Raw genomic sequence first — 13,898 nt, forward strand, 5'->3', positions numbered from 1 at the left:
GGGGCGATAATTACCTCTTACCAGCCCCGATGATTTTGTGAGTAAAGACTCCGAAGAATGCCCGTATATCCGTAATAATGATTCCGGGCTGAAAAATTTCCTCAAACGCTTTGTCCGGGTTATCCGGGTAATTACTTAGAAAGAGTTCAAATTCATCGATCAGTTCGGCGAGAACTCCGGCCGGGCAATCGGAGATATAGTAATCCATCGCACCTTCAATAGAATCTGTTTCACAGATATAATCGTAATCCTGATTGAGATACGCACCCATCAGATTTTTGATTAACGGAAAGGATGTTTTCATCGTTTTTATCCTGTCGGGAAGGCTGTGAGAATGGACCAGGGTTTACCGTTATAAGGCTTATACTCCGGAACTCTATGGCGATTCGACGTTGAACCAAGTTTACTACTGTCCATCCTGGTACCACTACCGACCTTGTCGCCTGTTTCCTCCCCCGGTAATAGTCCTGGCCTTAATATTTAGCGATATCGTTCTTAAAACTGCGGTAACTATGCGCTCTGTCATATTGATATCGGTAAATGAGCTGACGGTATTAAGAGAACGGTTCACACTAAGTCTTGTCAACCGGTCACAGGGATAAACACTGGTTATTTACTTAAGGGCGTCATCAGCGAGAAAGTCACTTTAATTGGGGGGCCGGGCAACCGGAGGCTATCATTTCGTTAGAATCCCGGCAACAAGGTCGCTGTAGCGACCAGCCGGTCTGACCTGATGAACCAGGCTAATGAATCTCCAGGGAACCCACTCTTACTTTTGCTCCGCTTTTTCCAGACCCTCAAGTACGCGCAAAAGCAATCCTTTGCCTTCCTCTGGTGAAAAATAATTAAAATAACGCGTTTTGAATTCTGATTTGATAGTACTGTCATCGCTACACAGAAATGCTAACACTTCTTTTTTCAAATCCTGATGGTCTTGGGTAGCCAGCCCTTTTGTATAGATATCGATGGCATCATCAATAGTTTCAGCTCCGGTAATATAATCGAAATCCTGATTAAGTGACCCTTCAATCATAATATCAATATGGGTAGTTGAAAGCATAAGTTTAAATCCCCGGAAATGCGGTTAAAATATAATATGGCTTGTCATTATAGGTTTCGTATTTAAGTACAACCTTTACTTTAGTAGTATATATCAGCTTGTCACTGCCTCTGAACAGTGAGTAATCAATGACTTTTCCGGTATCGTAGGTAATAATCAGATTATGCCGCGCCTGGCGTGAAGCCCAAATTTTTATCCACTCTTTATTTACCTTCAACGCATTAGCGATGGATTTCTCTGCAAGGTTGATATTACTAAATGAACTGACTATGTCAGGCTTTCGTATCAGATGTTCAGTGCGTTCAAGGCGCTTTGCTAATTCTTCCTGTGTTTTAGCAACATGCCTTGATATCGTATGGCCGCCGGGTTTCCCCCCTGGTGCTGATTCATGCTGGATCAGTTGGATTCTTCCCACCCGAACAGAAACTATTCTCACAGCTCCAAGCCCAAGAGAAAAAGCTACCGGCACACCTACATCTACGGTTAATCCAATGTTCCAGGCAGTGTCATCATCAGCGCCGAATTTTTTAGCCATAGCAACGGCTAAACGGAAAGTTGCACTTTGTACATTTTGACCTGAAAAAACCCGTACAGCAGTATTAATACTGTCCATACTATGGGCTCCAATAACGACACATGCAGCCTTGGTCAGGCCGGTGGGTTCCGGCACCATGCACAATGCGCTCGCGCCAGCAAGCTCCAACGTCCCCATTACAAGTCCCAGCCCTCCATAAAGACGATTACTTAGCGTTTCACCGTCTGTGACTGAGCTATCGGTCAGCACTGCAGCAAGCTGAACCGGAGAAATCACGATTTTTATGCCATCATCCATGATTAATCCTCATGTAAGTAGAAGATATATGTTCAGTGAGTTTCCATTTTTCTGGCTAAAAATACAGAGCCAGCTGTTGTTTTAATGTATTAGAAATTCCCGGATATCTGCTGCAGAAGGCATCTGAAAACAACGTCCGGGAGTCGTCGCTCCCGGAAAGTAAGGCTTAATCATATAACCAGCGTCCTGCTCTGGCAGATTCAGCAAACATTCTCAGCGTGAATGGAGGGCGCTCAGAGATTATTTTTTTCATGATTTCACGGCCTTCAGTTAATCGCTTCAGTAATGGTATTTTTATTATCGGACAGTAACGATTCATATTGATTTTAGAAACATCAATATCAAATTTCTGACCAAAATCTTCGATCACATAAGGAAGTTCATCGGGAGCGCAATAGTCCTGTAGATGCGTGTCTAATTCCAGAGGGATCGGACGCCACTTCCGGTTAAGCGGAGTTGATAGCTCGTTACGAAAAAATTCAAGAACCTCTTCGTCTGTTACCATACCTTATCATTACCCCTGGCAATTTTATTGTAATCACGAACGGTTTTATATGAAATTTGTGACACGTCAGAGGCTAAAATTACCCAGCCAATGACAGGAATAGTTCGGCCAACAAACGTACCTACTTTGGCTACCATTAGGGGTTTCATTGTCCAGGGAGTGTAACCGCCGATGAAGGTTGGTAATCTGATCCCGTACGGTAATTTAGCGTTGCCAAAGGCTCTGCGTGATGCTTTTGATAGGTGCGAGATTCCGTCGATTGCATCGCGAGGCTTGGTTCTCGTTGGCTGATCATTCCTTCCAGCCAGTAAAGCTACAACAGCGGAAAAATCAGCTACCCCTAACCCAAACGGCCCTACAAATTTTTCACAAAAAATCATGAAAAATAGTTCGCTTGCTTTGAGGTTAGATCTTCCTGCGAAAAAATAAGCTCCATTTAGTTCTGCAACCGTGTCCATATGATCTCCCTATCTTCCCCGGTCATATTTACCTTACGGTAAGACCAAATTTTGTACAATTGCTACTTTTACAGGCTCCAGATATTTTTGTAGCAAAAATCTGATTAACCATTGGGAACTGAGGCAAGATTGCGCCTGAGCGCCGCTTGCAACAATGCTTTTAATTGGGAGTGTGGAAGTTACTCATCATTAGGCGATGTTGAAGCATAAGGCTATTAAACTGCCGGGAACGCTACAGTATTCAGTTGAGCAGAGTGGATACTGGTACTGCAGATATTTCCTGGCCTTATGCCCCAATAACGACCGGCTAAAGAACAGAAGCCAGCTGTTGTTTTAACGTATTAAAAATTCCCGAATGTTTGCTGCAGAAGGCATCTGAAAACAAGGTCCGGGAGTCGTCGCTCCCGGATAGAGAGGGTTAATCATATAACCATCGGCCTGATCTTGCGGATTCAGCGAACATTCTGACGGTGAGCGGTTTTCTGGATTGGGTTACTGGTTTTTGGGTAAACCAGCTTCGGAAAAACCACGGAATATTCCACGGGAGATAATTTTCAATATTTAATGATGAGACATCAATATCAAATTCTTCAGAGAATTTATCTATCGCAAGCGCCAGGTCTTCCGCTTCAGCATATTCCTGCAGAATGGTATCTGCATCAAGTGGAATGGATTTCATCAGTAACGATTTAACCACCGGTAGCTCCCGGCGAAAGCAATTGAGGACTTTTTCATCGGTCAGCATATCCTTTCCTCTGCAATTTATTTCAAGACTGTTATCAGTCGTGGCCTATACCTGTAGTGGGTCATTCAGGGTACGAAGCCAGACAAGCAGGTCTGCCTGCAGGCTGCCAGGCTCAAACGGCTCCGGAGATAGCAGGTAGTAGCGGGAACCGTCCTCTGCGAAACCCAACGGAGCAGACAAAACGCCGCTCTCAAGATCGTCACAGACCTGATACCACGAACCAATGGCTACGCCAAGTCCGGCAACGGCGGCCTGCAGGCTAAAGTAAAAATGATCAAAACTCTGGCCTCCCGGGCCGACTGCAGGCTGACCTGCGGCGCGGGCCCACGCCTGCCATGCATCGGGGCGTGTGCGGGTATGCAGGCACTCAGTCCCCGGGGTAAGGACGGAGCCGGAGGCATTAGCGGTAAACCAGCGGGAAACTTTCTCCGGGCGACATACCGGTCCTACCTTCTCTGCGAAGAGAGGCGCGGCATAATAGCTTTCCGGCCAGTCAAAGTCATCGCGCCGGATCGCCAGGTCCAGGCCGCCGGCAAATGAAAAAGGCCCGCCACCGGCCGCAAGGCATATCTCAGTCCCTGCATGCTGTGCCTGGAACGCGGGCCAGCGAGGTAGCAGCCAGCGCATTAGCAGTGTGGGTTCGCAGGAAAGTACCCACCGCTGGCGCTGCCGTACGCTGGCGCGCAAGGCATCAACAGCCTGCTGCATGACGTCTAACCCTTCGCCGACCGCACTGGCAAGTTTATGACCGGCATCGGTCAGAAAGACGCGCCGGTTGCGCCGCTCAAACAGCGGAACGCCCAGCTCCTCTTCAAGCAGCCGAACCGCCCGGCTGACCGCGCCATGGGTGATATGCAGCTCAGTGGCGGCCCGGCTAAAGTTTTCGTGGCGTGCCGCCGCTTCAAAACTGCGTAAGGCGATCAGAGACGGCAGACGTGCCGACGCGAATGGTGATCCAGACTCACAATCTTTGTCAGATAACATCGTTATTCACCGGAGGCTATGTACAGTAAAGTCGGTACATTCATTAAGTTACAGAGGAAGATATTATGACTGAACTGCTAGCTGTAATCACTATAACAATACTCGCTGTTATCAGCCCCGGTCCCGATTTTGCTATGGTTTCACGCAACAGCTTGTTGCTTTCCCGTCGCGCGGGACTGCTGACGGCATTCGGGATTGGACTGGGTGTGCTTGTCCACGTCTCTTATACCTTGCTTGGCGTAGGGCTGCTGATACAACGGTCGCTCTGGTTGTTTAACGGCATCAAGCTGGCAGGCGCTGTTTATCTTCTCTGGCTGGGCATAAAAATGCTTCGCACAAAGGCGGGCGGTGCAGTGACGGATAAGCGGTTGGTACCCCTGTCAGATGCGGGAGCTTTACGTACTGGCTTCCTGACCAATGTGCTGAATCCCAAAACAACTATTTTTATCGTCAGTTTGTTTATGCAGGTAGTAAAGCCTGAAACCCCGCTGATGGTGCAAATCGGGTATGGACTTTTTATCTCGGTGACTCACATGGTCTGGTTCAGCCTCGTGGGACTCTGCTTTTCTGCGGTAGGGATCCGTGAGCGCTTTCTGGCGGTGCGTCACTGGATAGACAGAACTTTTGGTGGATTGCTGGTGATTTTTGGTGTGCTGCTGGCAGTCGCCTCCGGGACGCGTTAAGCCATCACGGCGATTAAAACAATAGATAGTCAATATTGCAGGGGAGTTAACATGCAGGAGGGGCACTTCCCGGGTCAGTTATACAGCAGCATAAAACGGTATTTTTCCTAAGGTTATAAAGCGCTTTCAACTAACCGGCCTGAATATCAGATTTTCTCATCGCTGACCACAACCCGGGCCTTACCGCTGGCATCGTGGTATTCAGACATACCGGCGGAAAAAACTGTCGGATTGTTTTTAAACGATATTCCACACCGGATTTCCTTAATATTCAATGGTTCTGTAACATAGTGCTTCCGGGTTTAAGTAAGTGTTATTATTGGATTTAGTGACATCAATAAGGTTACTATAAGAGGATTAATTTTCTCTAAGGAAGGCCCTATGAGGATAAGAATCGAAGGAAAGTTTTTTAAAGTAATGGTACCGGTTCCTTTTTTCGTGCAGTCAGGTATTAAGTAATGCAAAGTATTATACTGGGTGTATTCGCAAGCTTGTTATCTGCTGCAACTGCCTGGGTAGTTTCTTATTCCAGCAATGATTATATTAGTCCTCTTTGGTTGTTATTGGGGCAATATATCGTCGGGATAATATTATCCCCTCCTAAGCTGAAACCTGTTGCGCCTTTTACGCTTCATGGGATCAGGTTAGCTGCCGGGATTTGGGCATTTGCCGGATATTACATCGCCCTGGCGACTCCCGGCGCAAGTGCTGCAGATGCGTCAATGCTATTGAATACTGCCCCCATTTTCGCAACGTTCTATGCTGTAAAACAAAACCGGGCAAGGCTCAGTGCAATACTTGCCTTTGTTGGTGTCGCTCTGACGATAATTTCCGAACATAAAGGCGGGTTACATTTTGCTATTTGGCAGTTTTTAGCGTTAACTTCAGCTCTTGCTTATGCGGCATCTTTTATTATATTGGGTCTGTTGGCGGATAGAGGTGAAAATCCTAAAACAACCAGCTCGGTCTATAACTTACTTTCAGTGCTGGTCATCATTATACTCATTGCGATTTACAGGCCATCATTGCCGATACATTGGTGGCCAGTGATAGTGGTCGGTGGGATCGCAGCATTGAGAATACAGGTTCTTACTATTGCTGTAACATCCCCTGAAGCTTCTGCAAAAGTATCCATTTTGACAAATTTAGCGTTCGTATGGTTAGCCATTGCAGAGGTGATTCAGGGAACTCATTATACGTTGTTACAATGGGTTTCCATGGCACTTGTTATTCTGGGGGTTGGGATCAGTCCCGGAAGTAATGCGGCTCAGAAAAATAAGATCCGGAATCGGACCCGACGCTCTCAACGGACTGATGGGCAACATTAATCTGCTGAAGTCCTCCAGGTTCGTTAATGCGATTATTCGTCGCAGGTAATCCGGAGTGATTACCATTACAACCGAAAGATAAGTGCGGGCTCTGAAATGAGCCCTTTTTTTCCCGTCATGTTCTCCTCATCCACATTCCGTATTCACCGGCATTCTTTACTTTCCCGTATCCGCCAGCCATTCAGGCAGGAAGGGGCAAAAGAGTTTAGCTGGCGAATTGGTGACCCCGGGGACATGTCCGGACAGTGTTCGAAGGTGAGTCAGGGGGGCACTGTACAGATGTCCGGAAAGCAAGCATTGTTTATTAAAGGTCGGGGCAGCACCCGGTGGCCGGCTCAGGCCGGAGTTATCCCGGGTTTCAGAGAACGCGATGGTAAGGTATCCCGTCAGTGACCCGACCACCCCCGGAGCCTGTGAACCGTCATGTTGATAATGCGCAAGGTACTCACTCATATTAAGGCCCTGGCATTATGTGATGGCATTCACCGCATCAGGATACATGCGGAAATATTGCTCCTGAATTTCTCTAGAGACAAGGACATAAGGAAAATGTCTATATAAAATAAAATCCTGATTTGACAGTGATTAATAATTGATATTTAATCAAAAAATAACCAATGCAGATTATCGTTATGCTTAATTCCAATGAATTATTGTCAGCCATCGGAAGTGAAGATAGAGGTGCTGTTATCTGATGTATTTCGGGTAGGGAGACCAAAGTTTTTTTAATGATGACGACTACGGTAGGAATATCAGGGAGATTAGCATCATTTGGTTATTGACCTCCTGAGGTGACAGGGAAAAGGTTGGCAGTTATTATTGAGTTGATGATGAGACCATCCTGCATGGCATGGATTTTATAAATTTTGAGAAAATACAGAGAGGTTTCCGGGGATGTAACTAATAGCATGTAAAAATGATTTTACCTATCAGGGATGCTATTTTTTATTGTTCCGGGAGTGCTCTTATGATTGTAAAAAACAGGTATTTTTTCGTATGCGTATTACTTATTATTATCCAGCAGGCGCTGGTGGGCTTATCGACTTACTTTATAGGGTTAGCCGGGAAGTTTGCTTACCTTGCACCCGAACATTCTTTTCATTATATAGTCATTTTCTTTTCAAGTATTGCTGTCTGTTATCTTTTTGGTTCTTGCTCACTTTATTTCAGAGTGAAGTTATCAAACTCCGTCTGGTCTGGCTACTACAGGGAAACTCTGAGTCGTGCTAAGGAAGACTGGGGGGTGAACTCTGCTAAAAATAAAGAAAAAGTGAGTCATTGGATTATCGGAGAGTCGCTTCCTACTATTGAGGAGGCTTCATTTTATTATATAGAAATAATAGCTCTGTATTTGAATGTCATATTTACAGTTGCAGCACTGTATGCAGTTCTGGGGCAGATGATAACTATCTCCATACTTTCCTGTATGGTGGCATCATTGTTCCTTATTTTTTTAACAAAAACAAAAATAAATAAGCTATCGACAGAGATACAATCATCCAGGATAGAGGCGTTCAGAGCAATAAATAAAATATGGGATAATGCTTTTTTCGGAATGATTAAGCATTTCGATGCATCGCTGGCTAACGCCAGGGATAAAGAGAAAGTATATTTTGATAATCAGTTAAAGTATAAGTGCATTGAGCAGGTTGTTGCTTGTTTACCTGTACTGACATCCATCCCTCTGATCATTTATTCCTCGCATCATACTGTAATGATGCACCCGTATATAATGGGGTCATTGGTAGCTGTACTCCCAAGGAGCTTACAGTTATATCAAAGCATTCATGCAGCAAGTATGCATACAACACAATTGATGGTGATAAGAAGTAAGGTTAAAAACTTAGAGCATTTTCATACGACCCTGGAGAGGGCTGATTTTTTCAATGACGCAGATGACAGGATAAAAATTTATTGTCATAGTTCGGGATTGGATATCAGTCCAACGGAGCTGTGTGCCGTTTTATTTTCTGATAGCGCCGATCCGGGCAGGTATACCATCACAGGGCCGAACGGTACAGGAAAGTCTTCATTTTTAAAGAAATTAAAGTCTCAGTTAACTAACGCAATATTAGTTAGTCATGAAAATCAGATAGGAGTTAATGATGATGTCGGCTCCTCCGGTGAAAAAATAATGAAATCATTAGGCAGGTTGTTTGCTGATGATGCAGTGAGGTTTTTTCTTCTTGATGAGTGGGATGCTAACACCGATAGTGAAAATACTAAAAAAACAGATGATATAATAGGGGGGCTTTCAAAAAGAGCAATTGTCATTGAAGTCAGGCACAAAAAATCGATAGAAAGATAATTGCATCTGTTCCTTATGCCGGTAGCGTGCCTGTTCGGACTCTGCCGGCCGGGTTAGGGCTGTTTACCCCACGGGATAAGAGAACCAAGAATAGGGCTTCACGGGATCCTTTCTTATACAACGGTATCATTGATAGTGTATGCTGGTCGTTCCGCGATGTGATTCAGAACAATGCTACAGCGGATGAGACTATGTTCTGCTTAACTTCAGGTATTCCCTTCTGAAGTCAGAATTCTGCCAGTATTTGTTTTCGGCGGAGGTTTTAGTAAAAACAGGAGTGGTGGTTAAGGAGGTTAGAAAAATAACCTCTTATTCTGAGCGGATAAGTCCTGAACAATGCGGGTACCAGTGACATGAATACAGCTATCTGAACCCTCCGGCAATATCAGTTTTGCTGTTCGCGGAACGCGACATCCAGCCAGACGACAAAACGCATCACTCTGTTTTTAAAAAAAGCGATATCTCCGTCAGGCTCATGACCCATAGCCATCAGGTAATCCATATCCTCCGCTAATGCCGGAAAGCGAAGATTGAATTTAACCCGATGTTCATTGAGTGTCTCCGGCCAGTCCAGATCCTGTTCGTCGCGAAGAATGCTGGTCGCCCGGATTAGCTTTCGAGCAACGGCACGTTGTAGCTGTAATCTGACTTTATCGTCGGTTGTGGCATCAGTTTGCGCAATTAATTGCTCCGCTACCTGCCGGAAGTCACTATTCACGGCAATGGCAATGGTTTTTGACGGTTTAAATGATTCAAACTGGTCTCCCAGGTCTTCACCGTAAATACAGACACAATGATGCCTGAGCCAGTACCCCCAGCTAAATTTATTTTCCGGGAGCATAACCTGATGCAGCAGACCGCAATCGAAATCGATTTTGCTGATAACAGGGTAAGTTATCTCAAGTTCATTTTTAATAGCTGCCAGATGTTCTGAAGTTACCCCGTCAGGCTCATCGTTGAAAATGAGTGATACATCGAGGTCAGACTTTCCTGGCGTTGCGCGGCCTTCGGCGACGCTCCCGTACAGGTAAAGGCTGTGTATGAGGTCGGGAAAAGAGCAGGTGAGTTTTGTGACCAGATCTGCAACGACCTCAGAGAATACCGGTTGCATTTCATTGCTTTTCGACCGGGTAATATAGCCATGGCAATCAACTGCCATCAATGTCTCGCTTCATCACATTATTCTCCGGGGGATTGTTTGGCACGGTTCTGAAATTATCATTGGAGACAGAATGCTGCAAGGTCTGCGTCTTTCAGCCAGCAATCCGGTTGTTCAGTGGAGAAAATATAAAGTTATCCTCAGCGCTTATCTTTACGTCTTACCCCGGGGCATTTTAACGGGTAAAACAGCAATAATGGGCAGCACAGTGTGTAGTCCGTGAGAAGGAAAGTCTCCGAAACAGCAAGATAAACAGCCACCCCGGAGACGTTCTTAATGTCCGCAGAACCAAAATCCCATTGAAAATAAATGTTTTTCTCAATCATTCCGGTTTGCTGAACGGTGTTTTTATGTAGTGAATAACAAAAAATATCCGTTTACTACTACACCGCCTTGTGGTGGAATGATTCTCAATTACATTAAGGGATGCTGCTGATCGCCTTTCACCTACCGGAAAGATGCCCGGATAGTTGTGCCCAAAAAGCCTGATGCGTTTCCTGAAAGCTCTCAACAAAAAAGCGTAGATAATAGTCCGGGAAAAAAGTAACAATGAATCAAAACAGAAAGTCTAAATACTGTATGCCTCCCCTGTGCAAAATAGGGCTTGCAGTGTGTAGTGGTTTATTAATTTCGTCAGCTGAAAGCTACGCCGCTGAAAATACCAATGTGTTAACCGTAACGGCTTCTGATAAAAAAGCGCAGACGGGTGACAGCTATTCCAGCCCGACCACGTCGGTCGCCAGTAAAACACCGACCTCTAAACTGGATGAGGCGCAGTCCATCAGTGATGTAACCAATAAGCAACTGGAAGACTATCAGTCGACGAATTTATCGGATGCTATGCGTTTTGTCAGTGGTACGTCACAAGCGAATACCTTAGGCCAGACTGAAGATGGTATTGTTCGCCGTGGGTTTGGCTCAAACTCCGACGGTTCAGTCTTCCGTGATGGTATCCGAAGCAGTCAGGGGCTTAATCTTGATGCCACAACGGATCACGTCGAAGTATTAAAAGGTTCGTCTTCTCTGCTGTACGGAATTTTAAATCCGGGCGGGATGATCAATGTGGTCAGTAAAAAACCACAATATGAATGGCATACCATTGTTGGCGGTCATTATAATAGCACCGGCGGCGGTGCAGGAAATATTGATATCACGGGTCCCTTAGGAGATGGTTTTGCTTTCCGTTTGATTGCCGAAAAGCAGGACCAGAATTACTGGCGCGGATTCGGTAATGACAAACATAACCTGATAGCACCTTCCCTGCAGTGGTACGGCGATAAAGCCAGTTTTAATATCAGCTATGAAGATTATCAGTACGATATTCCCTATGATCGGGGAACAGCGTTTATTAATGGTAGTCCTATCGATATCGGCTATAAAACACGTCTGGACGATTACTCGAATCATGCATGGGGACGTAACCAGACATTCAGCTCTCACTGGGATTATCAGTTCAATGATATCTGGTCGACCCGGGTGACTGTCGGCCTTAACCAGCGTAAGTATAATAGCAATACGATGACTGCGACGGCGGTGAATACCACGACCGGTGTTGTCACCCGACGTCCGGATGCTTTCCGCGGGTTTAACCACAAAACAAAATATGTCTCCTGGGACGCCATCGGCACGCCTGAAATCCTGGGTATGACGCATAATATGGTATTCGGGACTGATTATGAGATGAATCAGACTTATCGTGCCCATGCGTATAACGGTACAAAGAATAACGATTTCACGCTGAGTCACCCGGTCTATGGTCTGGAAACCATCACTGACAGCTCCACCGAAAAAACGGCGGACAGTAATTTACTGAACCGGTTACACAGCCGTTCGGTTTATTTCAAAGACAGTATCGACCTGACAAACGACTGGACGGCGGTAGCCGGAGCCCGTTATCAGCATTACGAGCAGCGTGAATCCCGTGGAGCGCAGTCCACGCTGACCTATAGCGACACAGGGAATAAGTTTCTGCCGCAAACCGGGCTTATTTATAAGCTGACTCCGGATGTTTCGTTTTACGGCAGTCTGAGCAAATCATTTACACCGTCAACGACGCCTGATGATTATGGCAATGTCGCGGCACCGGAGCAGGGAACCACTTATGAGGTTGGCAGCAAGTGGCAGATAACGCCTGCATTGTTGTCGACGATTGCGTTGTACCGTATCGATGAGCGTAATGTTGCTCTGGCTCTGAATGGCAGTACCTATGCTGTGGATAGAGCACGTTCCAGCGGGGTCGAGTTCGAAGTGAATGGTGAAATTTATCCGGACTGGGATATCAGTGCCAATTACAGCTATGACCAGGCTGAAATTGTTAATGATAAGACGAACTCAGATAACAATGGCAACCGCCTGCAGAATGCCCCGCGCAATTCAGGGTCACTTTATTTAAGTCATAATATCCGGTTTAACGCTCTGCCTGGCAGCTTCCGTATCGGTGGTGGTGTCCGGTATATGGGTACCCGTGCCGGTGATGCGGATAATAGTTTTACCCTGCCAGCCTATACCGTGGCCGACAGCTTTATCGGCTGGGATAACCAGTTCATGGGTCAGAAAACCCATTTACAGCTGAATCTGAATAATCTGTTTAATAAAGAATATTACACTTCAAGCGGAGGCAACCTGCGGGTCATCGAAGGTGAAACCCGTAACGTAGTTCTCAGCGCAAGCGTTGAATTCTGATACTGAAATCTGCTGGCCACTGATACCCGTGAGTGGCCTTATTTGACTTACGATACCGCAGGGATCCGTGTCTCTGCGGTATTTAATCGATACCGGCCGGTATCCTGGGTATTCTGCTGCCGTGGTCGCCTGTTAATTATAGCTCCTCCCTTTTCCGGTTATCCGGTGTCATTTCTTTGTATCTGTAGAAAATCACGGCCGTGAGAACCGGGCAGAGAGCATGCTGTTTTCTTATTCCAGGCCCGCCTCACGGATCACTGCTGCTACCCTGGCGACGTCATCCCGGCTCAAGGCTTTCAGAGGACGAGGCAAACATTCCGGCGACACCAGCCCGAGAAGGGCGGCTGCGGCAGCCATTACCCGGATCCCTCCGCCATGCTGAGTAAAAAGCGCCCATAAAGGCGTTAAGCGCTCACTTAAAACGGCGACCTGCTGTTGATCATGACGAGCTGCTGCTTCGGCAATGGCCATTGCGGTGCGGGGAAACAGCCCTCCGCAGACAGAAAACCAGACGTCACAGCCCGCATTCAGTCCGTCAGCCGCAAAGGCATCAGCACTCACCCCGAGAGCAACGCGCTCTGGTACACGGGTACGCAGGCTCCGGACCCGGTCGGCAATCGTCCCGGCATCAGTCGGTGCCCTCGGCATTTTTATGGCGCTGATCTGCGGCAACGAAGCAACCCGGCTGAGCAGGGATCCTGAGAAACTGAAATGTGTACAGCGGGGATTATCATAAACACAGATCGGCACGGAAACATGGGCAGAGACGTCTTCATACAGGCTGTAAACTTCGTCATCGGTGAGCGGCTGGTAAGACATTACCGGCAGCAGTAAAGCATCTGCACCGGCTGACTGAGCATCCTCCGCCAGGCGCAGGACTTCGGCAGTACTCACCGCACCAATACTGGTCATCACCGGAATATCGCCGGCATGTGCTTTAGCGATAGCAGTGACGCGTTTACGTTGCTCCCGGGACAGATAAGCATAGCTGCCTGTAGAGCCCAGCACACCCAGTGAGTTTACCTTCGCGGCAGCCAGTCGCTGAAGCAGTCGGATAAACGCTCCCTCATCAATATCATCATTTAAGAGAGGCGTCAGGGGAAACGCGCTAAGACCTTTAAACATTATTTAACCTTACCCGGAAGGTGCAGAGG

14 protein-coding genes are annotated in these 13,898 nt (G+C 46.6%); 4 read left to right on the forward strand and 10 right to left on the reverse strand.

Going from position 1 to position 13,898, the window contains the following annotated elements:
- Window positions 1–10: 10 nt before the first annotated feature.
- The 7 genes from CG67_RS04610 to CG67_RS04640 form a co-directional block, all read right to left on the reverse strand.
- The gene (locus CG67_RS04610) at window positions 11–304 is read right to left on the reverse strand and encodes a contact-dependent growth inhibition system immunity protein (RefSeq protein ID WP_025901810.1); all 294 of its coding nucleotides are present in this window, start codon (window positions 302–304) and stop codon (window positions 11–13) included.
- A gap of 465 nt (window positions 305–769) precedes the next feature.
- Complete coding sequence (locus CG67_RS04615) at window positions 770–1,060, reverse strand: contact-dependent growth inhibition system immunity protein (RefSeq protein ID WP_025901811.1); 291 nt, start codon at window positions 1,058–1,060, stop codon at window positions 770–772.
- A 4-nt stretch (window positions 1,061–1,064) separates the two neighbouring features.
- Window positions 1,065–1,892 carry an RNase A-like domain-containing protein gene (locus tag CG67_RS04620; protein WP_025901812.1) on the reverse strand — a complete coding sequence of 276 codons (828 nt, stop codon included), beginning with the start codon at window positions 1,890–1,892 and terminating at the stop codon, window positions 1,065–1,067.
- 166 nt (window positions 1,893–2,058) lie between these two features.
- Entirely contained in the window at window positions 2,059–2,397 is a 339-nt protein-coding gene (locus CG67_RS04625) for a DUF1493 family protein (protein WP_025901813.1), read from the reverse strand.
- Entirely contained in the window at window positions 2,391–2,855 is a 465-nt protein-coding gene (locus tag CG67_RS04630) for an STM2901 family protein (protein WP_025901814.1), read from the reverse strand. The genes CG67_RS04625 and CG67_RS04630 overlap by 7 nt, the downstream gene beginning before the upstream one ends.
- Window positions 2,856–3,273: 418 nt before the next feature.
- Window positions 3,274–3,600 carry a DUF1493 family protein gene (locus tag CG67_RS04635; RefSeq protein ID WP_025901815.1) on the reverse strand — a complete coding sequence of 109 codons (327 nt, stop codon included), beginning with the start codon at window positions 3,598–3,600 and terminating at the stop codon, window positions 3,274–3,276.
- A gap of 45 nt (window positions 3,601–3,645) precedes the next feature.
- A complete protein-coding gene (locus tag CG67_RS04640; protein ID WP_025901816.1) occupies window positions 3,646–4,584 on the reverse strand; it encodes a LysR family transcriptional regulator in 939 nt (312 codons plus the stop codon).
- Between the two features lie 65 nt (window positions 4,585–4,649).
- Here CG67_RS04640 and CG67_RS04645 point away from each other — a divergent pair, with 65 nt between their 5' ends.
- Window positions 4,650–5,267 (forward strand): LysE family translocator, encoded by a 618-nt coding sequence (locus tag CG67_RS04645; RefSeq protein WP_025901817.1) that lies wholly within the window; start codon window positions 4,650–4,652, stop codon window positions 5,265–5,267.
- Window positions 5,268–5,725: 458 nt separating this feature from the next.
- Window positions 5,726–6,595, forward strand: coding sequence for a DMT family transporter (locus CG67_RS04650; RefSeq protein WP_025901818.1), 870 nt, complete (start codon window positions 5,726–5,728; stop codon window positions 6,593–6,595).
- A 156-nt stretch (window positions 6,596–6,751) separates the two neighbouring features.
- Here CG67_RS04650 and CG67_RS04655 read toward each other — a convergent pair whose 3' ends face one another.
- Window positions 6,752–7,048: a hypothetical protein gene (locus CG67_RS04655; protein WP_025901819.1), complete on the reverse strand. Its 297-nt coding sequence runs from the start codon at window positions 7,046–7,048 to the stop codon at window positions 6,752–6,754.
- Window positions 7,049–7,562: 514 nt separating this feature from the next.
- On the opposite strand from CG67_RS04655, the gene CG67_RS04660 reads away from it, so the two are divergent.
- Window positions 7,563–8,903: an ABC transporter ATP-binding protein/permease gene (locus CG67_RS04660; protein ID WP_025901820.1), complete on the forward strand. Its 1,341-nt coding sequence runs from the start codon at window positions 7,563–7,565 to the stop codon at window positions 8,901–8,903.
- Window positions 8,904–9,288: 385 nt separating this feature from the next.
- On the opposite strand, the gene CG67_RS04665 is transcribed toward CG67_RS04660, so the two are convergent.
- Window positions 9,289–10,062 carry a nucleotidyltransferase domain-containing protein gene (locus tag CG67_RS04665; protein WP_025901821.1) on the reverse strand — a complete coding sequence of 258 codons (774 nt, stop codon included), beginning with the start codon at window positions 10,060–10,062 and terminating at the stop codon, window positions 9,289–9,291.
- Window positions 10,063–10,641: 579 nt separating this feature from the next.
- Here CG67_RS04665 and CG67_RS04670 point away from each other — a divergent pair.
- Window positions 10,642–12,744 (forward strand): TonB-dependent siderophore receptor, encoded by a 2,103-nt coding sequence (locus CG67_RS04670; RefSeq protein WP_371190671.1) that lies wholly within the window; start codon window positions 10,642–10,644, stop codon window positions 12,742–12,744.
- A 231-nt stretch (window positions 12,745–12,975) separates the two neighbouring features.
- Here CG67_RS04670 and CG67_RS04675 read toward each other — a convergent pair whose 3' ends face one another.
- Window positions 12,976–13,869 carry a dihydrodipicolinate synthase family protein gene (locus tag CG67_RS04675; protein WP_025901823.1) on the reverse strand — a complete coding sequence of 298 codons (894 nt, stop codon included), beginning with the start codon at window positions 13,867–13,869 and terminating at the stop codon, window positions 12,976–12,978.
- Between the last annotated feature and the right edge of the window lie 29 nt (window positions 13,870–13,898).

The sequence above is a fragment of the Tatumella sp. UCD-D_suzukii genome, from assembly GCF_000611875.2.
GTDB lineage: Bacteria > Pseudomonadota > Gammaproteobacteria > Enterobacterales > Enterobacteriaceae > Tatumella > Tatumella ptyseos.